The sequence below is a fragment of the Actibacterium sp. D185-2 genome (assembly GCF_054954595.1).
Map to the genome: position 1 here is coordinate 57216 of NZ_JBPWNX010000008.1, position 23610 is coordinate 80825.

Below are 23610 nucleotides of genomic sequence, written 5' to 3' on the forward strand. Positions count from 1 at the left end.
TTCCTCTTGTTTCAGCGGGCCGCGCACCAGTTTTCCGTCAACGAAATGAATGCCGCATTCATCTTTGCCCTGATCGCGCCAGCGCCCGGCGCGCGGGTCTTCGCCCGGTGCCACGCGGCTGGTGCAGGGGGCGCAGCCGATCGACGGATAGCCGCGCGCCACCAGCGGATGGCGCGGCAGGCGGTTGTTGACGATATAATCCTGCACGTCCGCCGGTGCCCAATGGGCCAGCGGGTTGACCTTGATCCGCATATCGCCTTCGTTTTCGAAGAAATCGAGGGCGGCACGGGTCTGGCCCTGAAACCGCTTGCGCCCGGTGATCCAGGCGTCGAACGGCGCCAATGCGCGGTCCAGCGGCTCGACCTTGCGCAGTGCGCAGCAGGCGTCGGTATCGGATTCGTGCAGCACGCCGTCGGGATCGCGGGCGGCCAGGGATTCGGGCCGGGCGCGGATCATGCGCACATCGGTCAGGCCCAGTGCCGCCGCGACCTCGGCCTGATAGGCGATGGTTTCCTCGAACAGCATCTGGGTGTCGATGAACAACACCGGCGTGGCGCGATCCAGCACCGACAGCATGTGCAGCAGCACCACTGATTCCGCCCCGAAGGACGACACCAGCGCGATCCGGCCGACGCTGTCATCGCGCAGCGCACGTTCCAGCACCGCGATCGCCGCGTGATGGCGGTAGCGGGTGTTCAGATGCGCCACACGCTCGGCCACGGGAAGCAGGGGGGTGTCAGGCCGCATGGCGCCGGTCCTTGGCATCGCCGGGGTACAGCGCCGCCTTGAACGGGTCGGGTCCCAGCCGGCGATAGGCCGCAAGGAAGGTTTCCCCGGCATCCGCCCGCAGATCGAGATAGGCCAGCAGCAGCCGCTCGATCGCGGGTACGATCGCATCGGCGGCAAAGCCGGGTCCGGCCCGTTCGCCGATCACCGTGGTTTCGGTGCCGTCGCCGCCCAGCGTGATCTGGTAATTCTCGACCCCGGCGCGGTCGAGGCCGAGGATCCCGATATGCCCCACATGGTGATGGCCGCAGGCGTTGATGCAGCCCGAGATCTTGATCTTCAGCGGGCCGATTTCATGTTCCAGCTTCAGCTCATCGAACCGGGTCGCGATGTCTTGCGCGATGGGGATCGAACGCGCGGTGGCCAGCGCGCAGTAATCCATGCCGGGGCAGGCGATGATATCGGACACCAGCCCGACATTGGCCGTGGCCAGCCCCGCCGCCAGCAGGCGGGCATGCAGCGCGGGCAGGTATGATTTGTGCACATGCGGCAGCACGATGTTCTGCTCGTGGCTGACGCGCAGCTCGTCATGGCCGAATTCTTCGGCCAGATCGGCCATCACCCGCATCTGATCCGAACTGGCGTCGCCCGGCGTCGCGCCGTGGGCCTTGAGCGAGATCGTGACAATGGCATAGCCGGGCGCGCGATGCTCGGCCAGATTGGTGTCGGCCCAGGCGCGGAATACCGGATCGGCGGTGCGGGCCGTGTCGAACCCTTCGGTGGGGGCGGTGACAAAGGCCGGGGGCGCGAAGGCCGGTGCGATTTCGGCCAGCAACGCCTGATCGGCGCCGTTGAACAGCGCGCGGCGGGCGATGAATTCACGCTCGACCAGATCACGGATATGGTCGAGCCCGTTTTCATGCACGGTGATCTTGATGCGCGCCTTGTATTTGTTGTCGCGCCGGCCCAGCAGGTTGTAGACGCTCACGATCGCCTCGAGATAGGGCAGAAGATCGGATTTGGGCAGGAAATCACGGATCACCTGGCCCACCATCGGGGTGCGGCCCAGACCGCCGCCCACGATCACCTCGAACCCGGCCTCGCCGTCGCGCGTGACCATCCGCAGCCCGATGTCGTGGGCGCGGGTCACGGCGCGGTCATTGGGGCTGCCGGTGACGGCGACCTTGAACTTGCGCGGCAGGAACTGGAATTCCGGGTGGTCGGTGGACCATTGCCGGATCAATTCGGCCCAGGCGCGGGGGTCTTCGATCTCATCCGCGGCGGCGCCTGCGAAATGGTCGGCGGTCACGTTACGGATCGTGTTGCCGCTGGTCTGGATCGCGTGCATTTCAACATCGGCCAGCGCGGCCAGCATGTCGGGCACATCGCGCAGTTTCGGCCAGTTATACTGGATGTTCTGGCGCGTGGTGAAATGGCCATAGCCCTTGTCCCAGCGATCCGCGATCATCGCCAGCTGGCGCATCTGGCGGCTGGAAAGCGTGCCGTAGGGCACCGCCACCCGCAGCATATAGGCGTGCAGTTGCAGGTAAAGCCCGTTCATCAGGCGCAGCGGGCGGAATTCGTCCTCGGACAGCGCGCCGTCAAGGCGGCGCGCGACCTGGCCGCGAAACTGGGCCACCCGTTCGCGCACGAAGGCCTCGTCGAAGGTGTTGTACTTATACATCGGGGGTCTCCACCTGCTTGCCATGGGCATAGTTCGACGGCCCGCGGGTGCGGAACGCCTCGCGGAAATGCACGGGCTCGGGGCCGTCTGGCCCCGGTCTGGCATCGGCCAGATAGGCACCGACGACGATATGCTGCTGGCTGTCGGCCTCGATCATGCGGATCTGGGCGTGGGCTTCGTCCTCGATCAGCTCGGCTTCGGTCATCCGCCGCGCCCAGCGGTTGTCGGCGGTCAGCCAGACGGCGTCGCCATCCAGCAGGTCATTGGCGGTGACGACCTTGGGGGTGAAACGGCGGCTCATAGGGCCTGCTCCTTCAACTCTGAAATCATGGCGGCGGCGGCGCGGGGGGCCAGCCCCAGCAACAGGACGGCGGGGCCGTCGATCCCCGCCAGCGCGGCGGGCAGATCGCCCAGCGTGGCCGCGCGCACCCGGCTGTCAGGGCGCGAGGCGTTTTCGACGATGCAGACCGGCGTGGCCGGGTCCGCGCCATGCATCAAAAGCCGCCCTTGCAGGAACCGCGCACTGCGCTTGCCCATGTAAATCCCGGCGACCTCGCCCCTACGGGCCAGCGCGCGCCAGTCCTGCTCGGCAAAGCCCTTGATGTCATGCCCGGTCAGCAGCCGGACCGCACCGTTGCGCCCGCGCCGGGTGAAGGATTGGCCGATCTGGGCCACGGCGGCGGTGGCCGCGGTGATGCCCGGCACGATGCGCCATTCGATGCCCGCGTCGGCCAGCGCGTCCAGCTCTTCGTCAAGGCGGCCAAAGACGCCCGGATCGCCGGCCTTCAGCCGCACCACACGGGCACCGCCGCGCGCATGGGCGATCATCAGCGCGTTGATCTCATCTTGCGGCATCGAGGGGCCAAAGCCGGTCTTTCCGGCCTCGACGATCAGCGCCTCGCGCCGGGCCAGTTCCAGGATTTCCGGCGCGACAAGGCGATCGTGGATTACCACATCGGCCTCGTCCAGCAGGCGGCGGGCCTTGAGGGTCAGCAACTCGGGGTCGCCCGGCCCGGCACCGACCAGATCGACATGGCCGGGGCGGGCCTGCGTGCCCAGATGCTGGCCCAGCAGCGTTTCCAGCGTGCCGGTCAGCGCCGCCGCGCCGTCGGCGTTCAGCGCGGCGGGACCGGCCCGGAAATAATACTCGGCCCAGAAGGCGCGGCGCGCGCGGCCCATCGGCAGGCGTTCGGCCATCGGGCGAAATGCCTTGCCCACCCGCGCCAGCAGGCCGGTCGATTGCGGCAGCGTCTCCTCCAGCCGGGTCTTGATCGCACGGGCCAGCACCGGTGCTGCGCCTTCGGTGCCGATGGCGACGGTAACCGGGTTGCGGTCCACGATGGCGGGGGTCAGAAAAGCGCTGTCGTGCAGGTTGTCGACGATATTGGTCAGCACGCCCGCCGCCGCGCCCAGCCGGGCGACATCGCCGTCCAGCGCCGCATCGCCATGTGCCGCGTACAGCAGCACGGCCCTGTCCAGATCGGCCCGCGTCACCGCGCGGTGCACAAGGGCCAGCCGCCCCTGCGCGGCCCAGTCGCGGATTTGCGGCACCGGGTCTTCGGCAAACACCACGGCCTGCGCGTCGGTCTTCAGGATCAGCCGCAGCTTGGCCACGGCCGCATCACCGCCGCCCGCCACAAGGATGCGGCGGTTACTGACAGACAGGAAGATCGGGAAATGCTTCATAGGTCCGGGCTCCAATGCACATGCAGAAAGTAGACCATTTTCCCGGTATTTCGCTATACGGATGGGTCGAAAAGGAGTTTTCTGGGGAAAACCCTTGACGGGGTGGAATACTGTTCCACCGATGCGGGTTTGCATGGTCCGCCTTCTTGCCCGGCGTGGCGGGGGTGGCATTTCCTTCCGTGGCCCGCCGCACGCCTGTGCCGGACGATCCTGCCAATTGGGGGCTTCGGCGGCGACTCGGGTGCCCGGTCAGCCGCCGATGCTGGTCGCAAGCAGGCGGCTGATTTCGGACATCGAGCGGCCCGACGCTGCGCGCCAGTCGTTGAATGCCGCCTGCACCGCAGCCATGTCGCTCTTCGACGATGGGGGTTTGTCCACCACGCCTTCGGCGATCAGCCGCGCGGTGACATCAGCGGACAGCATGAAGCTGTCCTTGCCCATCATCCGCAACACCCGTTGCCCGGTCACACCGCCCAGCCGCGCGCCGCGCTTTTTCATCAGGTCCAGCAGGCCGACCAGATCGTCGTCCGGCCAGTCGGCAAAGAACCGCGCGGCGGTGCCGTGGTCGCGCGCCAGATCGGTCAGGAAAATCGCGTTTTCGATGACGGCGCTGATCTTTGCCGCGTTGCGCACGATCCGTGCGTCGGCCAGCAGCCGGTCCATGTCGTCGTCATTATACAGGGCGACGCGACCGGGCAGGAACCCGTCGAACGCCTCTTCGAAGCCGGGCCATTTGGCGGCGATCACTTTCCAGTTGAACCCGGCCTGAAAAAGGCATTTCGCCATGGCCGACAGCCAGCGGTCATCGGGCTGGGCGGCCAGCGCGTCGGACGGCAGCGGCTTTTCCAGCAGCGCCTCAAGCGCGTCGGCGCCGCCCTTGCGCCCGGCGGCGATCTGGTAAATCTCTTCAATGCTGCGCATGAGCGGTCTCCTCATACAGGCCGAGCCCTTTCAGCGTGGCGGCGGCCACGGCCCAAAGCTTGGTCTCACTATGAACGATTTTGCTCAGCACGCTCAACCCCAGGATCAGGCTTTGCACCGACAGGGCCAGCGTGTGCAGATCGGCGGTTTCGTCGATTTCACCGCCGGTCGCGGCCCAGCCGAGGACCTGCTCGATCCGGGCGGTGCTGCCCAGGATGGCCTCTGCCAGCAGGCCGCCGAGGTTCTGATGGGTCGCGCACAGTTCTGCCACGCAGTTAACCGTCAGACAGCCGCGCGCCTCGGGGTCCAGGGCGCGGGTGCGGCAGATTTCGCGCAGGATATTCGTCAGCAGCGGTTTGATCGGGGTTTGCGGCGTGGCCGTGCCCAGGGGGCGGTCGGGGGTCTGTTCGAAATACTTCGCCAGCACCTCCCGGAACATCGCTTCGCGCGTGCCGAAGGCGTTGTAAAAGCTTGACCGGGTGATGCCCAGACGTTCCGACAGGGCCTTGACCGACGACGCCTCATAGCCATTGCGCCAGATCTCGTTCATCACGATTTCCAGCGCCGCGTCACGGTCGAATTTCGAAGGTCTTGCCAAGGTCTGCGTCCTCATCCGCCTGTGATCTAAAAGTTTTATACACCTATGGACAAATCATTTTGCCTATGTTTTGTTCATATGTGATCAAAACGTGTCGAGTCAAGAAAAGGAACGACCATGACAGCTTTTGCGATCGCGACCATTCGCGTGAAAGACCCCGAAAAACTGGCGGAATACTCCAGCAAGGCTGGCCCGACAATCGCCGCTTTCGGGGGCGAGATGGTGATGCGTGGCGGCTTTGGCGCCGCCCTGCTGGGCGAGACCACGCCGCATGGAACCGGGGTGATCCGCTTTCCCGATATGGCGGCCCTTGAGGGTTGGTTCGCCTCGGACGCCTATCAGGCGCTGGCCCCGATCCGCGACGCCGGCTGCGACATGACCCTGACCGCCTATCAGATCCCGGCCTGACCGCTGCCCGACATTTCCACCCGGCGGCACGGCAAGAGGTCCGATGCGGCCGGGTGACTCAGCCGCCGGACAGGTCGCGCCATGCCTCGGGGTCGACCTGTCTGAGCTTGGCAAGGGCGGCCTCGGCCTCGGCGCGCAGGCTGCTGCGGCGCTCGGCTTTCTCGGCCTCGACCCGGGCCACCAGATCGGTGATCGCGGGCAGATCGGTGCCGGTGGCGGCGGACAGCAATTCCAGCGCTTCCAGGATCTTGCCCAACTGCCTGCCATAGCTGGCCACGTTCATGTGGATGCGCTCTTCGATCTCGGCATCGCCGGCGATGTCGGGGGAAAAGACTCGCGGCTCGATGCTCTGGATCACATCGCCAGAGAAGGGGGCGTGAAAATCGCTGTTCCAGCCGGAGAAATAGGGGAAGGAGGGATAGGAAATCATGGGCGGCCTCAAACGGATACTGGGAATGCCCCAGCCTCGCCCGACGACCGGCCAGCTGTCAATGCGCGACGGTTCCGATCAGTTTCCGGCCTGAGCTTCGCGCGCTTCGCTGGAAATCGCCTGCCCGGCACTTTCCAGATCCTTTCCGGCGCCTTCGATGGTGGCGCAGGCGGTCAGGGTGAACAGCGCGGCAACGGTCAGAATGATGCGGGTCATTGTCGTCTCCTGATTCATGACGTTCCAACGCATAGCCCAGCCGGTTTCATCCTGCCAGCACTTGTGCGCCGCCACCGCTGGCCAGGAATGAAAAAGCGGGCCCGAAGGCCCGCCATACTCGTTACCCGCCCGGACCGATTACATTTCGGCCTGGGTCTCCTGCGCCCCGGAGGAAATTGCCTCGCCGGCGTTTTCGATATCCTGCCCGGCGCCTTCGACGGTTTCGCAGGCGGTCAGCGCCATAAGCGCGGTGAGGGCCAGTATCATACGGGTCATTGTCAGCTCCTAGATTGATAACCTGCTGATATAACGCGGCGGGCGCGATCGGGTTCCAGGGTATCGGCTGCGGGTTTGCGTCAGATCAAAGACATATCCGCAATTCCGGTTTTTATGGCAGGTGGACCGCGCCGTGACCGGAGGAGCCTCATGCTGCGTCTTGCACTGATCTTGTTTTCGCTGATTTCCACCACCCTGATGGGGTCGGCCATCGTTGTCGTTCTTGTCGCGGGTTACGACACCCTGGTGCCCATTCTTGCCGCCGCTGCCGCCGGTTTCGTGGTGGCGGTGCCGGTTTCCTGGGCCGTGGCCCGAAACCTGGCAAGCAGTTGACCCGGCGGAACCTGTCCTTTTAGCCGTCTTGCTGTATCGGTGAGCCCCCTCTTACTTAGAGGCTGTCCCTTCTGTCGGGGCAGGAAGTGGAGGGATGAATGCCGGGTGCCGGATATTCGCGGGCGCAAATTCGCCTGCATTGGCTGGTCGTGCTGTTGGTCGCGCTGCAACTGCTGCTGCCGCACAGCGCGCTACAGGCGTTTCAGGACCGGCTTGACGCGACGGGCGTTGTGCTGGGGGTCGGCGCGATGATGCATTTCGGGTGCGGCGCGCTGATCCTGGTTCTGGTGGCACTGCGGCTGGCGCTGCGTCAGGAACAGGGCATACCCGCCCCCGGCCGGCCCGGCGCGCGGATCCTGCATTTCGCGCTTTATGCGGTGCTGTTGCTGCTGCCGGTCACCGGCGCGCTGGCCTGGGTTCTGTCATCGGCGCAGGCCGGGTTGGCGCACTATATCCTGAAACGCGTGCTGATCGGGTTGATCCTGACCCATGTCGGGGTCGTTCTGTACGAGCAGTTCGTGCTGCGCACCAATATCATGCAACGGATGATCCGCCCCCGGCGCTAGGGGGTTGGCGCGTCCAGAAAGCGGCGCAGCTCTGTCTCGAACGCGCGCGGGTTTTCGGCGTGAAGCCAATGACCCGCCCCCGCGACCTCGGCAAATTCCGCGTTTGGAAACAAGCTTTTGATCAGCGGCCGGTGTTCGGGTTTCACATAGTCCGAGGTCGCGCCGGACAAGAACAGCGCAGGCCCGCCGAACTGTCCGCCGGTTTCGGGCCAGCCGGTGATTTTCGCCATCTCGGCGGCCAGAACGTCGAAATTCAGCCGCCAGCGCCGTGCCTTCACATCCAGCGATTGCAGCAAGAACGCGCGGGTGCCGGCATCATCCACCCATTGGGCAAGCTGCCGGTCGGCATCCGAGCGGTACGCGACCGCCGTAAGGTCGATCGCGCGCATCGCGTCGATCAGCGGCGTCTGGCTGTGGCCGTAAGCCACGGGCGCAATATCGGCCACGATCAGCCGGTTCACCGCCTGCGGGTGGGTCAGGGCCAGCATCATCGCCGCCTTGCCGCCCATCGAATGGCCCAGCACGTCGGCGCGCCCGCCATGGGCGGCGATCACCTGGGCCAGATCGGCGGCCAGATCGGGATAACTATGGGTCCCTTCCCAGCGACTTTCCCCGTGATTTCGCATATCAACCGTGATGACTTGCCGCGTGTCAGACATCCGTTTCGCGATTACCCCCCAATTGCGTGCAGAGCCGAACAGGCCATGGGCGATCAGCAGGGGCGGGGTGGCGGTGGCGGGGCCGGTCAGGATCGTATTGAGCATGGGCTTTGCATAGCGTTTTGCGCGGGGCGGGGCCAGTGCGTTTGGCGCCTTGCGGGCGCAACGGGGCAGGGAGAAAAGGCCAATGGCCGAGGTGACAGTGCAGGAGCTGGCCGACGGGATCGCCGGGCTGATGGAACGGCGGCTGCATGTGGGCGGCCACGGTCTGCCCGCCAAGGTCAGGCGCGCCGGGCGGCTGCTGCCGGGTCATGTGCGCCGGGACGCACAGGCGATCGCCGATGCGCTGGCGCTGGCCGACAACCCACGGCTGATGCGCCAGATCGACCTGCCCCGGCTGGAAGCGGCAGAGCGGCGTGTGACCGCCTGGCTGAAGACCGTGGACCCCAACAAGCGTCGGATCGACACGGGGCTGAGCATCCTGGGCGGTATCGCGTTCAGCGTGATCGCGGTGTTCGCGGCGGTGGTGGCGGTGCTGGTCTGGCGCGGCTACGTCTGATCGGGGCGTAGTCCGACCCGTCCGGCAATCGCCGCGCATGAAAAAGGGGGCCGAAGCCCCCTTTTCATCGACCCGATCCGCAGATCACAGGCCGGGATAGACGGGGAAACGCGCGCACAGCGCCAGCACTTCGGCCTGTACCTTGGCCTCGACTTCGGCGTTGCCCTCTTCGCCATTGGCGGCCAGCCCGTCGATCACCTCGACGATCCAGTCGGCGATCTGGCGGAATTCGGCCTCGCCGAAGCCGCGGGTGGTGCCCGCCGGGGTGCCCAGGCGCACGCCCGAGGTGACCATCGGCTTTTCGGGGTCGAAGGGGATACCGTTCTTGTTGCAGGTGATGTGGGCGCGCTCCAGCGCCTTTTCGGTCGCGTTGCCCTTGACGCCCTTGGGCCGCAGATCGACCAGCAGAACATGGGTGTCGGTGCCGCCGGTGACGATATCGAGCCCGCCTTTCATCAGCTGATCGGCCAGCGCCTGGGCGTTCTTGACCACTTGCGCGGCGTAATCCTTGAACTCGGGGCGCAGCGCCTCGCCAAAGGCCACGGCCTTGCCGGCAATCACATGCATCAGGGGGCCGCCCTGGATACCGGGGAAGATGGCCGAGTTGACCTTTTTCGCGATCGCTTCGTCATTGGTCAGGATCATGCCGCCACGCGGACCGCGCAGGGTTTTATGCGTGGTCGTGGTCGCCACATCCGCATAGGGGAAGGGCGAGGGGTGCTGGCCACCCGCCACAAGCCCCGCGAAATGCGCCATGTCGACCATCAGATAGGCCCCGACGCTGTCGGCAATCTGGCGCATCCGGGCAAAGTCGATCTGCCGCGGGATGGCCGAGCCGCCGGCGATGATCAGCTTGGGCTGATGCTCGGTCGCCAGTGCCTGTACCTGATCGTAATCCAGCAGGCTGTCCTGCTTGCGCACGCCATACTGGATCGCGTTGAACCATTTGCCAGACTGGTTGGGCTTGGCCCCGTGGGTCAGATGCCCGCCCGCGTCCAGGCTCATGCCCAGAATGGTGTCGCCGGGTTGTAGCAGCGCGGTAAAGACGCCCTGATTGGCCTGCGACCCGGAATTGGGCTGCACGTTGGCAAAGCCGCAGTCGAACAGCTGCTTGGCGCGGTCGATCGCCAGGTTTTCGGCGATGTCCACGAACTGACAGCCGCCATAATAGCGCCGCCCGGGATAGCCTTCGGCGTATTTGTTGGTCAGGACAGATCCCTGCGCCTCCATCACCGCGCGGGACACGATGTTTTCGCTGGCGATCAGCTCGATCTCGTCGCGCTGGCGGCCCAGTTCCAATCCGATGGCATCGGCGATTTCGGGGTCGCGGGTGGAAAGGGACTCGGTAAAGAAACCGGTGTCGCGGTGCGGGGCATTCATGGCGTCATCTCCTGAAAGCAGCGGAATTGCGGCGTATTTAACTGACAAACCTCTGCCACGAAAGGGCCGAAAACGGCGGTTCGGACGGTTTGCGCGAAATGCCGGGCGCGCATCGGAAACTTTTGCGCCGGCGTGAACGCGCAAGGGTGATGACAGGTGGCGCCGGTTTGGGCTTGAGTTCCGCCGCCCACACTGGGAACAATGCGCCGACAGGAAGGACGCGCGAATGGCCCGAACGAAAATCGCTTTCATGGCAAGCGAGACCGACATTGCCGAAACCGCGCGCCAGCATCTGTGCGCGCTATATGGCAACGTGCCGCCCGAGCAGGCCGATGTGATCGTGTCGCTGGGCGGGGACGGGTTCATGCTGCAGACCCTGCATGGGACCCAGAACCTGAACGTGCCGGTCTATGGCATGAATTGCGGTACGGTCGGCTTTCTGATGAACGAATATGCCGAACCGGGTTTGCTGGAACGCTTGGCCGCGGCCGAGGAAGAAGTGATCCACCCGCTGCGGATGCGCGCGATATCCCATGATGGTGCCGTGCACGAGGCGTTGGCGATCAACGAGGTGTCGTTGCTGCGCGCGGGGCCGCAGGCGGCCAAGCTGCGTATCTCGATCGACGGCAAGGTGCGGCTGGCGGAACTGGTCTGCGACGGTGCGCTGTTGTCCACGCCGGCGGGGTCGACGGCCTATAACTATTCCGCGCACGGGCCGATCCTGCCGATCGGGTCGGACGTTCTGGCGTTGACGGCGATGTCGGCCTTTCGGCCGCGACGCTGGCGCGGGGCCCTGCTGCCCAGCAGCGCGAAGGTGCGGTTCGATGTGCTGCAACCGTCGAAACGGCCGGTGATGGCCGATGCCGACAGCCGCAGCGCGGGCGTGGTCGTGTCGGTGGAAATTCAAAGTGATCCGTCGATCAGCCACCGCATCCTGTTCGATCCCGGCCATGGGCTGGAAGAGCGGCTGATCCGCGAACAGTTCGTCTGAAACGCCAGGGGCGTCAGTCATCAGTGCCCGATTTCGACCAGGCCTCGCGCTTGCGATACAGGGTCGAGGGCGACACATCCAGCACCCGGGCCGCCTTGGGCACCGATCCGCCGTGGCGGACGATGGTTTCTTCGATCACCATCTGTTCGATCTCGGCCAGGGTCTTGCCCAGAAGGCCGTCCAGCGTCACATGCGGGCGTTCGGCGTCCAGCGTGGGGGCGGCCACCGGGGCTGGGGCGCCATTCAGCCGTTCCCGTTCGTGGTGCAGCTCGATCGGCAGCATGTCGAGCGTCAGCAGCGGCCCGTCATTCAGCACGACCCCATGGCGCAGCACATTCAGCAACTGGCGCACATTGCCCGGCCAACTGAGCCGGCGGAACAGGGCCTTCACCTCGTCGGACAGGCCGGTGAAATTGCGCCCCTCTTCGGTGGCGTAGCGCTGCAGCGTCTGCTCGGCGATTTCGATCACGTCCTCGCCGCGCTCGCGCAGCGGCGGCAGATGGATCGGCACCACATGCAGCCGGTAATACAGATCCTCGCGGAACCGGCCGCGACGGACCTCTTCCAGCGGGTTGCGATTGGTGGCGCAGATGATGCGCACGTTCACCTTGCGCGGGGTTGGCGCGCCCACCGGCTGAATCGTCGAGGTCTGCAAGAACCGCAACAGTTTGGTCTGAAGGTTCAGATCCATCTCGCAGATTTCGTCCAGGAACAGGGTGCCGCCATCGGCCACCGCCGCCGCGCCGGGCTTGTCGGCGATTGCCCCGGTGAACGAGCCCTTGAGATGGCCGAACACCTCTGATTCCAGCAGGTCGGGCGGGATCGCGCCGCAGTTCAGCGGCACGAACGGGCCCTGCGCGCGGTGCGAGCTGCTGTGAACCGCCTGGGCGCAGATTTCCTTGCCTGTGCCGCTTTCGCCGGTGACAAAGACCGTGGCCATCGACCGGCTGACCGAGCGGATTCGGCCATACACCTCGGCCATTACCGGCGAGGAGCCGACAAAGGTCGACATCGGCCCTATTTCGGTCGAGGCCATCCGTTCGCCGCGCAGTCGCGCGCCATCGGCCAGGGCATTTTCCACCGCATGCAAAAAGCGCTGTTCGTTGAACGGCTTGAGCAGGAATTCATAGGCGCCGCCGCGCATTGCCTCGACCGCGCGGTTGATCGAGCCATTGGCGGTGACAACGATCACATGGGTTTCGGGCTGGATGTCCAGCAGATCGGCCATCAGATCCAGCCCGGAGCGGTCGGGCAGCATCAGATCCAGCAAAACCACATGCGGGCGCAGCCGGCGAAACTGCGTCAGCCCTTCCTGGGCGGTGCCGGCGCTGACGACCTCGTGCCCGGCGCTGCGCAGCACCGATTCATAGACCATCTGCAGCGACGGCGTGTCCTCGATCAGCAGCAGGGGGGTCATTCTGCCCCCTTCCCGAACCGGCCCGCATATTCATCGTCAAGCCGGGCCAGGACCCGGCCGATCTGCTGCACGACCTTGGGGCCGACGATCCGCGTCAGGGTGTTGTCCTTGTTGTGGGCGGCGGTGTTCAGGGTTTCGGCCATGCATTGCAGATGATCGGACCCGATCGCCCCGGCCAGCGAGATCAGCACATGGGTCCGGGCCCGCAACAGCGCGAAATCGGGCAGGTTCAGCCCGCCCTGCACCCCGCTTTGAACGCTCAGGAAATCCTGCCGCAGCCGGTCCAGCAATTCGCGCCCATTCGCATCGCCCGCCAGCGCCAGCAGCCGGTCCAGATGCAGCCCGTTCAATGCGGGCATCCTGGCCGCTGGGGGCAGGTCGGGGGGGGCGGCGGTGGCGTGTTTGGCCAGAACGGCGGCAATCGCCTGACCGAAGGATTCAAGGCTCATGATCGGTTTGGCCAGAATGCCGTCCGCCCCGGCCTCGTAGATTTCTTCGCGATTGGCGCTGAGCACATAGGCGGTGATCGCCAGGACCGGCAATGTATCGGCGGGGCTGTCGGTATCGGCCTCACGCGCGCGCAGGCTGCGGATCAGATCCAGCCCCGACAGGCGGGGCATTTCGATATCGACCAGCGCCAGGTTGAAATGCTCGCGCGCCAGCAGCGACAGTGCGTCCTGCCCGTCGGGGGCGATCCGGCATTCCGCGCCCAGCGTGTCGAGCATCTGCCGGATCAGCAGCTGATTGGTCCTGTTGTCCTCGGCGACCAGAACGCTTTTCCCGGTCAGGTCGGGCAGGGGCGCGCCGGCATCCGCCAGATCGCCCAGGCCCGGCGCCCAGGCGGGGCGCGGCAGCAGTACCGATACCCGCGCCCCGCCCAGCGTGTGATTGCCGACCTCGACCCGGCCGCCGATCTGATCGGCCAGTTCATGCACGATATGCAGGCCCAGGCCGCTGCCGGGGGTGCCGCTTGCGGGCGGGCGACCACCGGCCTCGAACAGTCGCGCCAGCGCATCGTCGCTGAAGCCGGGGCCGGTGTCGCGCACCGTCAGGCTCAGGGTTTCGCGGGCCCGCATCCCGACGGCCAGCGTGACCTCGCCCATATCCGTGTGTTTCATCGCGTTGCCGATGAGATTTGCCAGTATCCGTTCCAGCGGCCCCTGTTGCGTGCCGATCACGGGGGGCAGGTCGGCGCCCAGTTCCAGCGCGAATTCCAGCCCCTTTTCGTGGGCATGGGCGGACCAGCGGGCCTGCATGTCGTCCAGAAATGATCGCAGGTTCAGGTTCTGTGCCAGCGCTGCGCCGGGTCCGGCCTCGCCGGTGATCAGCGCGAGCACCTCGTCGCTGAGCCGCGCAAGCTGTTCACCCGCGCTGCGAACACGCTGTAGTTGCTGCCGCGATTCCACGTCCAGCGGGCTGAGATCAGCCAGTGATAATCCCCCCAGAATGTCCGACACCGCATTGCGAATGTCGTGCCCCAAAAGCGCGGCCCGCTTGTTGTTCACCGGGGCGTCTTCGGAAAAAGGGGGTGAAGCCGGTGGCGTCACAGCACAAATCCTTTGCCGATCAGACGTATCCACACGTCCCGTTCACTCGTTAAAGTTGCATTGCCACCAGTCTTACCGCATGGCTCGCAACAGCACCAACCTGTCATTTGAGACAGGTTAACGCCATTATCCGTGATCAATTCGCGTTTGGGTAGCCCAGTGTTTTCAAAGCGCTGGCAATCTCGTCCAGAATCGCCGGATCATCAATCGTGGCGGGGATCTTGAAATCACCGCCATCGGCGATCTTGACCATGGTGCCGCGCAGGATCTTGCCCGAACGCGTCTTGGGCAGCCGGTCCACCACGCAAGCCAGCTTGAACGCGGCGACCGGGCCGATCTGCTCGCGCACCAGCTTGACGCATTCCTTGACCACCTCGCCATGATCGCGGCCCGCGCCGCTGTTGAGGCACAGAAACCCAAGCGGCACCTGCCCCTTCAGCGGATCGGCCACGCCGATGACGGCGCATTCCGCGACATCGGGATGGGCGGCCAGCACCTCTTCCATCGCGCCGGTGGACAGGCGGTGCCCGGCCACGTTGATCACGTCATCGGTGCGCGCCATGATGTAGAGATAGCCGTCATCGTCCAGATAACCGGCATCGCCGGTTTCATAATACCCCGGAAAGTGTTCCAGATAGCTTGTGCGGAACCGGTCCTCGGCGTTCCAGAGGGTGTGCAGCGTGCCGGGCGGCAGCGGCAAGGGGGTGACGACCGCCCCCAGTTCGCCCGCAGGCAGGGCGTTGCCGTCGTCATCGACGATCTTCATCGCGTATCCCGGCAGCGGCACCGACGGCGAGCCCAGCTTGACCGGCAGCAGTTCGATCCCGACCGGGTTGCAGACGGCGGGGTAGCCCAGTTCGGTCTGCCACCAGTGATCGATCACCGGCACGCCAAGCTGGTCCTGGGCCCAGGTGATAGTGTCGGGGTCGGCGCGCTCGCCGGCCAGATAGACGGTTTTCAGCGTGGACAGGTCGTATTTCTTGACGAAGTCGCCTTTCGGGTCCTCGCGCTTGACGGCCCGAAACGCCGTGGGCGCGGTGAAGAAGCTTTTCACCTTGTGCTCGGAAATCACCCGCCAGAACGTGCCGGGATCGGGTGTGCCCACCGGCTTGCCCTCGAACACCACGGTTGTGTTTCCGTGGATCAGCGGGCCGTAGCAGATATAGCTGTGCCCCACGACCCAGCCCACATCGGATGCGGCCCAGAACACATCACCGGGATCGACGTTATAGATGTTTTTCATCGTCCAGTTCAGCGCCACCAGATGGCCGCCGGTGGGGCGCACCACGCCCTTGGGCTGGCCGGTCGTGCCCGAGGTATACAGGATATAGGCCGGGTGGTTGCCCTCGACCGGGACGCATTCGGCGGGCTCGACGCCGTATTGGAACCCGTGCCAGTTATAATCGCGGCCTTCTTCCAGATGTGCGACTTCCTGTTCGCGCTGGAAGATGACACAGAAATCGGGCTTGTGCGTGGCCTGCTCGATCGCGCCATCCAGCAGGGGCTTGTAATGCACGACGCGGCCCGGCTCGATCCCGCAGGACGCGGCGATGATGCATTTGGGGGTCGCGTCGTCGATCCGCACCGCCAGTTCATGCGCGGCAAAGCCGCCGAACACCACCGAATGCACAGCCCCCAGCCGTGAACAGGCCAGCATCGCCTCCAGCGCCTCGGGGATCATCGGCATGTAGATGATGACGCGGTCGCCCTTTTCCACGCCCTTGGCGCGCAGCGCCCCGGCCAGGGTGGCCACGCGGTTGCGCAGTTCGACATAGGTCAGCCATTTCTTGGAATGGGTGACGGGGCTGTCATGGATGATGGCGATCTGATCGCCGCGCCCGGCCTCGACATGGCGGTCCACCGCGTTCCAGCAAGCGTTCACCATCCCGTCCGAGAACCATTCATACATCGGGGCCTTGTCGTCGAACAGCGCCTTGGAGGGCGGCGTGATCCAGTCGATCTCTTCGGCGGCCTTCATCCAGAACCTGTCCGGGTCGGCCTTCCAGCCGGCGTAAATCTCTGCGTATGTCATGATGCTCTCCTCCAAGCCGCATAATTCTGTTACGAAGCGCTGGGGGCTGGCGCAAGTTCGAAACGCGGATCGCCGCCATGCTATATGATTATTTCGCGCAGCTTTGATGCTGGCGTTTTGTCGGACGCTTAGCCGTAATGCGCCACCGGCGTACCGGCCAGCGCCGACATGTTCAGCAGGCCCCGCGCGGTGATCGACGGCGTGACGATATGGGCGCGGTTGCCCATGCCCATCAGGATCGGCCCGACCTCCAGCCCGCCGGCGCGCATCTTCAGGATGTTGCGCACCCCCGAAGCGGCATCGGTATTGGCGAAGACCAGCACATTGGCCGCACCTTCCAGCCGGCTGCCGGGGAAGATCCGTTCGCGCAGAACCGGATCGAGGGCGGAATCGATGTGCATTTCGCCTTCATAGGCGAAATCGGGCTCGTGCATCTCCAGCAGTTCCAGTGCTGCGCGCATCCGCCGTCCGGTGTCGCAATCTAGATTGCCGAATTCGGAATGCGAGCACAGCGCGATCTTCGGTTCCAGCCCGAAGCGGCGCACATGGCGGGCGGCACCGATCACGGTGTTGCGGATCTGTTCGGGCGTGGGTTCGGGATGCACATGGGTATCGGCGATGAACAGCGGCCCATCTTCCAGCACCATCAGGCTGAGCGCACCGATCGGGTGCAGCCCGTCACGCGCCAGCAATTGCCGAACATAGTTCAGATGCCACAGATACTGGCCGAACGTGCCGCAGATCATGCTGTCGGCATCGCCCCGGTGCACCATGATCCCGGCAATGGCGGTGGTGTTGGTGCGCAGGATCGTGCGGGCCAGGTCGGGCGTCACGCCGCGCCGCGCCATCAGCATGTGATAGGTTTCCCAGTAGTCGCGGTAACGCGGGTCGTTTTCGGGGTTCACGATCTCGAAATGCTCGCCGGGGCGGATGGTCAGCCCGGCCCGGTCGCAGCGATGGGCGATCACGTCGGGGCGGCCGATCAGGATCGGCTTGTCGGTGGTTTCCTCGATCATCGCCTGGGCGGCGCGCAGCACGCGCTCGTCCTCGCCCTCGGCGAAGACGATATTGCGTTGGGCCTGCGCGGCGGCGGCAAAGACCGGGCGCATGATCAGCGCCGACTTGAACACCGAACCGTCCAGCTTTTCCTTGTAGGCGGCGAAATCCTCGATCGGGCGGGTGGCTACGCCCGACGCCATCGCGGCCTTCGCCACGGCCGAGGCGACGACCCCCATCAGCCGTGGGTCGAACGGTTTGGGGATCAGGTAATCGGCGCCGAAGGTCAGCTGCTCGCCCTGATAGGCGGCCGCCGCTTCGGCGCTGGTGGTGGCGCGGGCCAGGGCGGCGATGCCTTCGATACAGCCCAGCTGCATGTCGTCGTTGATCTCGGTCGCGCCCACATCCAGCGCGCCGCGGAAGATGAACGGAAAGCACAGAACGTTGTTTACCTGATTGGGGTAATCCGACCGGCCGGTGGCGATGATCGCATCGGGGGCGGCGGCGCGCACCAGGTCGGGCATGATTTCGGGCGTCGGATTGGCCAACGCGAAAACGATCGGGCGCGGGGCCATTTTCTTGATCATTTCCGGGGTCAGAACCTTCGGGCCCGACAGCCCCAGGAACAGATCGGCCCCGTCGATCACATCGTCCAGCGTGCGCAGATCGGAGGGTTGCGCATAGGCGGCCTTTTGCGGGGTCATATCCTCGGTCCGGCCTTCATGGACCAGCCCGTGAATGTCGCACAGCCAGACATTTTCACGCTTCACGCCCAGCTTCAGCAACATGTTCAGACAGGCGATGCCCGCCGCACCGCCGCCGGTGGAAACGACCTTGATCTCGTCGAACCGCTTGCCCGCGACCAGCAGGGCATTGGTGGCCGCCGCGCCGACCACGATCGCGGTGCCGTGCTGATCGTCGTGGAACACCGGGATATTCATCCGCTCGCGGCACAGCTTTTCAACGATAAAGCAGTCGGGGGCCTTGATGTCTTCCAGATTGATCGCGCCGAAGGAGGGCTCCATCGCGCAGACGATATCGGCCAGCTTTTCCGGGTCGCTTTCATTCAGTTCGATATCGAAACAATCGATATTGGCGAATTTCTTGAACAGGACGGCCTTGCCTTCCATCACCGGCTTGGCGGCCAGCGCGCCGATATTGCCCAGGCCCAGCACCGCGCTGCCATTGGTGATCACCGCCACCAGATTGGCCCGCGCCGTATAAAGCGCGGCGGTTTGCGGGGTGTCGTGGATTTCAAGGCAGGCTTCGGCGACACCGGGGGAATAGGCCAGTGACAGGTCGCGCCCGTTGGCCAGCGGCTTGGTCGCGCGGATCTCCAGTTTGCCCGGCCGCGGCTCGGCGTGATAGCGCAGTGCCGCCTGACGGTCGCCCTTTGCCTTCTTGTCCTCCATGACGCCCTTCCTATAGGATGGTTTAATATTAAACTAAATCTGCACGCCCCGGATACGCCGATCCTGCCTGCCCCGCAAGCCGAACTTGCGGCAAGGCCAGGCACTGGCCAGCCTGACCGGGATATGCGACAGGATGATGGCGAACGCCGGTACGGCGCCGGATTTGGCCGGTGACGCACCGGCAGGGCGCGCGGGGCAGGCTTGCATCCCGGCGCGCCGCGGCTCAGATTGCGGGCAGGAGGTTTCCCGGATGACGCTTCTCAATGCAGCACGGGCGGTGCGTGAAAACGCCCACGCGCCCTATTCCAACTTCAAGGTCGGCGCGGCGCTTCGCACGCGCTCGGGTGCGGTCTTTACCGGCTGCAACGTGGAAAACGTGGCCTATCCCGAAGGCACCTGTGCCGAGGCGGGCGCGATTGCCGCCATGTGCGCCGCCGGCGAATATGAAATCGCCGAGGTCGCGGTGATCGCCGACAGCCCGGCCCCGGTGCCGCCCTGCGGCGGCTGCCGTCAGAAACTGGCCGAATTCGCCGCGGGGGACGTGCCCGTGACCATGGCGACCACCGGCGGCGCAACGCAGACCGCAACCGTGTCGGGCCTGCTGCCCGGCGCGTTCGGCGCGTCCCACATGAAAAAGGACTGACCCATGGATGCCCGCGTCATCATCGCCAAGTTGCGTGACGAGATCCCGCTGTCCGAGGCCGAAATAAACTGGTTCGCCAAGGGGCTCGCCGATGGCGGGGTGACCGATGCACAGGCCGGGGCCTTTGCCATGGCGGTGTTGCTGAACGGGCTGATCAAGGAAGAGCGCGTGGCGCTGACCAAGGCGATGCGCGACAGTGGTCAGGTGCTGCACTGGGATCTGCCCGGCCCGGTGCTGGACAAGCATTCCACCGGCGGGATCGGCGATTGCGTGTCGCTGCTGCTGGCGCCGGCGCTGGCGGTCTGCGGTGCCTATGTGCCGATGATTTCCGGGCGCGGGCTGGGCCATACCGGCGGTACGCTGGACAAGCTGGAATCGATCCCCGGCTACCGCGCCGAGGTGCCGATTGACCGGCTGCGTGAAATCACCGCCAATATCGGCTGCGCCATCGTCGGCGCCTCGGGGGAGATCGCCCCGGCCGACAAGCGGCTTTATGCGATCCGCGATGTGTCGGGCACGGTGGAAAGCGTCGACCTGATCACCGCGTCGATCCTGTCGAAGAAGCTGGCCGCCGGGCTGGAGGGGCTGGTGCTGGACGTCAAGGTCGGTTCGGGCGCGTTCATGAAGGATTTGGAAGACGCCGAAGATCTGGCCGAGGCGCTGGTGGAAACCGCGCAGGGGGCGGGCTGCATGACCACGGCGCTGATCACTGACATGAGCCAGCCGCTGGTGGGGGCCGCAGGCAACGCGCTGGAGGTGATCGAGGTGATGGAAACCCTGACCGGCACCGGTGTTACCCCGGCGCTGTGGGATCTGACCTGTGCGCTGGGCGGCGAGTTGCTGGCGCTGGGCGGGCTGGCCGCCGATGCCGCCGACGGGGCCGGGCGCATTGCCCGGGCGCTGGAAAGCGGTGATGCGGCGGAACGCTTCGGTGAAATGGTGGCGGAACTGGGCGGTCCGGTGGATTTCGTCGAACGCTGGCCTGACCGGCTGCCCGCGGCGCCGGTGTTGCGCGAGGTCACCGTGGGCGAGGCCGGCGTGGTGCGCGAGATCGACGGCCACGCGCTGGGCCTGGCCGTGGTCGAACTGGGCGGCGGGCGCAAGCGCGGCGGCGACAAGATCAACCCCTCGGTCGGATTGTCGGAGCTGGCACCGCTGGGCGAACGGCTGAGCCCCGACATGCCGCTGGCCATGGTGCATGCCGCCACCGAGGCCGAGGCCGATGCGGCGGCAGCGGCGGTGCGCGCGGCCTATACGCTGGGCGACAAGGCCCCGGTGATCCCGCCGCTGGTGCATCGGAGGCTGCGCTGATGGCGCGCGCCTTTCTGCTGGTGATGGATTCCGTCGGCTGCGGCGGCGCGCCCGATGCGGATTTGTTCTTCAACGCGGGCACGCCCGATACCGGGGCCAACACGCTGGCCCATATCGCGCAGGCCTGCGCCGCCGGGCAGGCGGAGCAGGGGCGCAGCGGGCCGCTGACCTTGCCCAACCTGGATCGGCTGGGGCTGGGGGCGGCGGTACGGCTGGCCTCGGGCGATGACACGCCGGGGTTGACGGCCACACCGCAGGGCCTGTGGGGCGCCGCGACAGAGGTCTCGCGCGGCAAGGACACGCCCTCGGGGCATTGGGAACTGGCCGGGGTGCCGGTGCCGTGGGACTGGCACTATTTCCCCGACACGGTGCCCGCCTTCCCGCCCGACGTGGTGGCCGAGGTTTGCCGCCTGGCGGGCACGGACGGCATATTGGGCAATTGCCACGCCTCGGGCACCACCATTCTGGCCGAGATGGGCGCCGAGCATATGCGCAGCGGTTGGCCGATCTGCTATACCTCGGCCGACAGCGTGTTCCAGATCGCCGCACATGAAGAAAGCTTCGGGCTGGAGCGGCTGTTGCAGCTGTGCCGCGATATCGCGCCGATGCTGCATGCGATGAAGGTGGGGCGCGTGATCGCGCGCCCCTTTGTCGGCACGGCGCAGGCGGGGTTTACCCGCACCACCAATCGCCACGACTATGCCATGGCGCCGCCCGCGCCCACCCTGTGCGATTGGGTGCAGGCGGCGGGGGGCGCGGTGCATGCAATCGGCAAGATCGGCGACATCTTTTCGATGCAGGGCATCGACGATGTGCGCAAGGGCACCGACGCGCAGTTGATGGAGCATCTTCTGGGCCTGATGGACACGGCCGGGGACGGCAGTCTGACCTTCGCCAATTTCGTCGAATTCGACAGCCTGTTCGGCCACCGGCGCAACGTGTCGGGTTATGCAGCAGCCCTGGAATGGTTCGACGGGCAACTGCCGCGTGTGTTCGAAAAGGCGCGGGCGGGCGATCTGATCCTGTTCACCGCCGACCACGGCAACGATCCCACCTGGGTTGGCACCGATCATACCCGCGAACGGGTGCCGGTGGTGGCGCATGGCGTGGGCGGGCGCGAAATCGGGCTGATCGGATTTACCGGCGTGGCCGATCTGATGGCGCGCCATCTGGGCGTGACGCCCCAATAAGGATAAGACATGAACCTGAAAGCCATCCCCAAGGTCGAACTGCATCTGCATCTGGAAGGGGCCGCGCCGCCCTCTTTCATCCGGGGGCTGGCAAAGCAAAAGCACATGGATATTTCGGGCGCGTTCGACGCCAATGGCAGTTACGCGTTTCGCGATTTCTGGCAGTTTCTTCAGGTCTATGAGGCCGCCACCGCCACCCTGCAAACCCCCGAGGATTACCACCGGCTGACCCTGGCTGTGCTGGAGGAAAGCGCGGCCAATGGTGTGATCTATACCGAAAGCTTTCTGTCGCCGGATTTTTGCGGCGGGCGCGATGTGGGGGCGTGGCGCGAATATCTGCATGCGATCCGCGATGCGGCGGATCAGGCCGAACGGGCCCATGGCATCATCATGCGCGGCGTCGTCACCTGCATTCGTCATTTCGGCCCCGACAAGGCCAGGGAAACCGCGCGTTGCGCGGCCGAGACGGCGGGCGACTGGCTGACCGGGTTCGGGTTGGCCGGGGATGAAAAGGCGGGAAAGCCCGGCGATTTCACCTATGCGTTCGACATGGCGCGCGAGGCGGGGCTGCGGCTGACCGCCCATGCCGGCGAATGGGGCGGGCCGGAGTCGGTGCGCGCGGCGCTGCGCGACCTGCGGGTCGAGCGGATCGGCCACGGTGTGCGCGCCGCAGAGGATCCCTCGCTGGTCGATGAACTGGCCGAAAGCGGCGTGGTGCTGGAGGTCTGCCCGGGTTCGAACATTGCGCTGGGCCTTTATCCCGATTGGCGCGCGCATCCGATCGGGCGGTTCTTTGACAAAGGGGTGAAGGTGACCGTCTCGACCGACGATCCGCCGTTCTTTCACACCAGCATGACCGATGAATATGATCGCCTGGCCGATGCGTTCGACTGGGATGAAGGCACTTTCCGGCAGATCAATGTCATTGCCGCCAACGCCGCCTTCTGCGATGAAACGACCCGCGCGACCCTGTTGAAACGCCTGGAGCAAGCCGATGACTGAACACCTGACTGTTGTTGATCACCCCCTTGTGCAACACAAGCTGTCGCTGATGCGTGACAAGGACACGTCGACGGCCAGTTTCCGGCGTCTGCTGCGCGAAATTTCGCATCTGCTGGCCTATGAGGTCACGCGCGAGCTGCCGATGACCACGCGGCGTATCGCAACCCCGATGTGCGAGATCGACGCCCCCGTTCTGGACGGCAAGAAGCTGGCGCTGATCTCGATCCTGCGGGCGGGCAACGGGCTGCTGGACGGGATCCTCGATCTGATCCCGGCGGCGCGGGTGGGCTTCATCGGCCTGTACCGCGACGAAGAAACGCTGGAGCCGGTGCAGTATTACTTCAAGGTGCCCGAAGCGCTGGAAGACCGGATCGTGATCGCGGTCGATCCGATGCTGGCCACCGGCAACTCCTCGGTCGCGGCGGTTGATCTGCTGAAAAAGGCGGGGGCCACCAATATTCGTTTCCTGTGCCTTCTGGCCTCGCCCGAAGGGGTCGCCCGGATGAAAGAGGCCCACCCCGATGTGCCCATCGTCACAGCAGCGGTAGACGAAAAGCTGAACGACCATGGATATATTGTTCCAGGGCTAGGGGATGCGGGCGATCGCATGTACGGCACAAAATAAGC

24 protein-coding genes and 1 pseudogene are annotated in these 23610 nt (G+C 65.5%); 10 read left to right on the forward strand and 15 right to left on the reverse strand.

Going from position 1 to position 23610, the window contains the following annotated elements:
• Positions 1–3: 3 nt before the first annotated feature.
• The 6 genes and pseudogenes from ACSR1C_RS13730 to ACSR1C_RS13755 form a co-directional block, all read right to left on the reverse strand.
• Positions 4–747, reverse strand: a pseudogene (locus ACSR1C_RS13730) (phosphoadenylyl-sulfate reductase); the annotation flags it as partial.
• Positions 737–2410: a nitrite/sulfite reductase gene (locus tag ACSR1C_RS13735; RefSeq protein ID WP_460259962.1), complete on the reverse strand. Its 1674-nt coding sequence runs from the start codon at positions 2408–2410 to the stop codon at positions 737–739. The gene ACSR1C_RS13735 and the pseudogene ACSR1C_RS13730, both read right to left, overlap by 11 nt.
• Positions 2403–2711 carry a DUF2849 domain-containing protein gene (locus ACSR1C_RS13740; protein ID WP_460259961.1) on the reverse strand — a complete coding sequence of 103 codons (309 nt, stop codon included), beginning with the start codon at positions 2709–2711 and terminating at the stop codon, positions 2403–2405. The genes ACSR1C_RS13735 and ACSR1C_RS13740 overlap by 8 nt, the downstream gene beginning before the upstream one ends.
• Positions 2708–4096 (reverse strand): siroheme synthase CysG, encoded by a 1389-nt coding sequence (gene cysG, locus ACSR1C_RS13745; protein WP_460259960.1) that lies wholly within the window; start codon positions 4094–4096, stop codon positions 2708–2710. The genes ACSR1C_RS13740 and cysG overlap by 4 nt, the downstream gene beginning before the upstream one ends.
• A 249-nt stretch (positions 4097–4345) precedes the next feature.
• A complete protein-coding gene (locus ACSR1C_RS13750) occupies positions 4346–5017 on the reverse strand; it encodes a DNA-3-methyladenine glycosylase I (RefSeq protein ID WP_460259959.1) in 672 nt (223 codons plus the stop codon).
• A complete protein-coding gene (locus ACSR1C_RS13755; protein WP_460259958.1) occupies positions 5004–5615 on the reverse strand; it encodes a TetR/AcrR family transcriptional regulator in 612 nt (203 codons plus the stop codon). Before ACSR1C_RS13755 ends, ACSR1C_RS13750 begins: the two co-directional genes overlap by 14 nt.
• 117 nt (positions 5616–5732) lie before the next feature.
• Between ACSR1C_RS13755 and ACSR1C_RS13760 the strand changes: the two genes are divergently transcribed.
• Positions 5733–6023 carry a DUF1330 domain-containing protein gene (locus ACSR1C_RS13760; protein WP_460259957.1) on the forward strand — a complete coding sequence of 97 codons (291 nt, stop codon included), beginning with the start codon at positions 5733–5735 and terminating at the stop codon, positions 6021–6023.
• Positions 6024–6081: 58 nt separating this feature from the next.
• On the opposite strand, the gene ACSR1C_RS13765 is transcribed toward ACSR1C_RS13760, so the two are convergent.
• The 3 genes from ACSR1C_RS13765 to ACSR1C_RS13775 all read right to left on the reverse strand — a co-directional run bounded on the left by ACSR1C_RS13765 (position 6082) and on the right by ACSR1C_RS13775 (position 6945).
• On the reverse strand, positions 6082–6453 hold the full coding sequence (locus ACSR1C_RS13765; RefSeq protein WP_460259956.1) for a hypothetical protein: 372 nt from the start codon (positions 6451–6453) through the stop codon (positions 6082–6084).
• 78 nt (positions 6454–6531) lie between these two features.
• Entirely contained in the window at positions 6532–6669 is a 138-nt protein-coding gene (locus tag ACSR1C_RS13770; RefSeq protein ID WP_460259955.1) for an entericidin A/B family lipoprotein, read from the reverse strand.
• Between the two features lie 138 nt (positions 6670–6807).
• Positions 6808–6945 carry an entericidin A/B family lipoprotein gene (locus ACSR1C_RS13775; RefSeq protein WP_460259954.1) on the reverse strand — a complete coding sequence of 46 codons (138 nt, stop codon included), beginning with the start codon at positions 6943–6945 and terminating at the stop codon, positions 6808–6810.
• Between the two features lie 150 nt (positions 6946–7095).
• On the opposite strand from ACSR1C_RS13775, the gene ACSR1C_RS13780 reads away from it, so the two are divergent.
• Both ACSR1C_RS13780 and ACSR1C_RS13785 read left to right on the forward strand, forming a co-directional pair.
• Positions 7096–7278, forward strand: coding sequence for a CTP synthetase (locus ACSR1C_RS13780; protein ID WP_460259953.1), 183 nt, complete (start codon positions 7096–7098; stop codon positions 7276–7278).
• Positions 7279–7376: 98 nt separating this feature from the next.
• Positions 7377–7844: a cytochrome b/b6 domain-containing protein gene (locus ACSR1C_RS13785; protein ID WP_460259952.1), complete on the forward strand. Its 468-nt coding sequence runs from the start codon at positions 7377–7379 to the stop codon at positions 7842–7844.
• On the opposite strand, the gene ACSR1C_RS13790 is transcribed toward ACSR1C_RS13785, so the two are convergent.
• Positions 7841–8608 carry an alpha/beta fold hydrolase gene (locus tag ACSR1C_RS13790; protein ID WP_460259951.1) on the reverse strand — a complete coding sequence of 256 codons (768 nt, stop codon included), beginning with the start codon at positions 8606–8608 and terminating at the stop codon, positions 7841–7843. The genes ACSR1C_RS13785 and ACSR1C_RS13790 overlap by 4 nt on opposite strands.
• 82 nt (positions 8609–8690) lie before the next feature.
• Between ACSR1C_RS13790 and ACSR1C_RS13795 the strand changes: the two genes are divergently transcribed.
• A complete protein-coding gene (locus tag ACSR1C_RS13795; RefSeq protein ID WP_460259950.1) occupies positions 8691–9062 on the forward strand; it encodes a hypothetical protein in 372 nt (123 codons plus the stop codon).
• 84 nt (positions 9063–9146) lie between these two features.
• On the opposite strand, the gene glyA is transcribed toward ACSR1C_RS13795, so the two are convergent.
• Positions 9147–10442 carry a serine hydroxymethyltransferase gene (glyA, locus tag ACSR1C_RS13800; protein WP_460259949.1) on the reverse strand — a complete coding sequence of 432 codons (1296 nt, stop codon included), beginning with the start codon at positions 10440–10442 and terminating at the stop codon, positions 9147–9149.
• A 226-nt stretch (positions 10443–10668) separates the two neighbouring features.
• Between glyA and ACSR1C_RS13805 the strand changes: the two genes are divergently transcribed.
• A complete protein-coding gene (locus ACSR1C_RS13805) occupies positions 10669–11433 on the forward strand; it encodes an NAD kinase (protein WP_460259948.1) in 765 nt (254 codons plus the stop codon).
• Between the two features lie 13 nt (positions 11434–11446).
• On the opposite strand, the gene ACSR1C_RS13810 is transcribed toward ACSR1C_RS13805, so the two are convergent.
• The 4 genes from ACSR1C_RS13810 to ACSR1C_RS13825 all read right to left on the reverse strand — a co-directional run bounded on the left by ACSR1C_RS13810 (position 11447) and on the right by ACSR1C_RS13825 (position 18837).
• Complete coding sequence (locus ACSR1C_RS13810; RefSeq protein ID WP_460259947.1) at positions 11447–12850, reverse strand: sigma-54-dependent transcriptional regulator; 1404 nt, start codon at positions 12848–12850, stop codon at positions 11447–11449.
• The gene (locus ACSR1C_RS13815; RefSeq protein ID WP_460259946.1) at positions 12847–14355 is read right to left on the reverse strand and encodes an ATP-binding response regulator; all 1509 of its coding nucleotides are present in this window, start codon (positions 14353–14355) and stop codon (positions 12847–12849) included. Before ACSR1C_RS13815 ends, ACSR1C_RS13810 begins: the two co-directional genes overlap by 4 nt.
• A 178-nt stretch (positions 14356–14533) precedes the next feature.
• Complete coding sequence (gene prpE / locus ACSR1C_RS13820) at positions 14534–16429, reverse strand: propionate-CoA ligase PrpE (protein ID WP_460259945.1); 1896 nt, start codon at positions 16427–16429, stop codon at positions 14534–14536.
• 128 nt (positions 16430–16557) lie between these two features.
• Positions 16558–18837 carry an NADP-dependent malic enzyme gene (locus ACSR1C_RS13825; protein WP_460259944.1) on the reverse strand — a complete coding sequence of 760 codons (2280 nt, stop codon included), beginning with the start codon at positions 18835–18837 and terminating at the stop codon, positions 16558–16560.
• 250 nt (positions 18838–19087) lie between these two features.
• Here ACSR1C_RS13825 and cdd point away from each other — a divergent pair, with 250 nt between their 5' ends.
• The 5 genes from cdd to upp are packed head-to-tail and all read left to right on the forward strand — an operon-like array spanning position 19088 to position 23608.
• Entirely contained in the window at positions 19088–19480 is a 393-nt protein-coding gene (gene cdd / locus ACSR1C_RS13830) for a cytidine deaminase (protein WP_460259943.1), read from the forward strand.
• A gap of 3 nt (positions 19481–19483) precedes the next feature.
• Positions 19484–20791 carry a thymidine phosphorylase gene (locus tag ACSR1C_RS13835; protein WP_460259942.1) on the forward strand — a complete coding sequence of 436 codons (1308 nt, stop codon included), beginning with the start codon at positions 19484–19486 and terminating at the stop codon, positions 20789–20791.
• Positions 20791–21981: a phosphopentomutase gene (locus tag ACSR1C_RS13840; RefSeq protein WP_460259941.1), complete on the forward strand. Its 1191-nt coding sequence runs from the start codon at positions 20791–20793 to the stop codon at positions 21979–21981. The genes ACSR1C_RS13835 and ACSR1C_RS13840 overlap by 1 nt, the downstream gene beginning before the upstream one ends.
• 9 nt (positions 21982–21990) lie before the next feature.
• A complete protein-coding gene (locus ACSR1C_RS13845) occupies positions 21991–22983 on the forward strand; it encodes an adenosine deaminase (protein ID WP_460259940.1) in 993 nt (330 codons plus the stop codon).
• Positions 22976–23608, forward strand: coding sequence for a uracil phosphoribosyltransferase (gene upp, locus ACSR1C_RS13850; RefSeq protein WP_460259939.1), 633 nt, complete (start codon positions 22976–22978; stop codon positions 23606–23608). Before ACSR1C_RS13845 ends, upp begins: the two co-directional genes overlap by 8 nt.
• Positions 23609–23610: the final 2 nt, after the last annotated feature.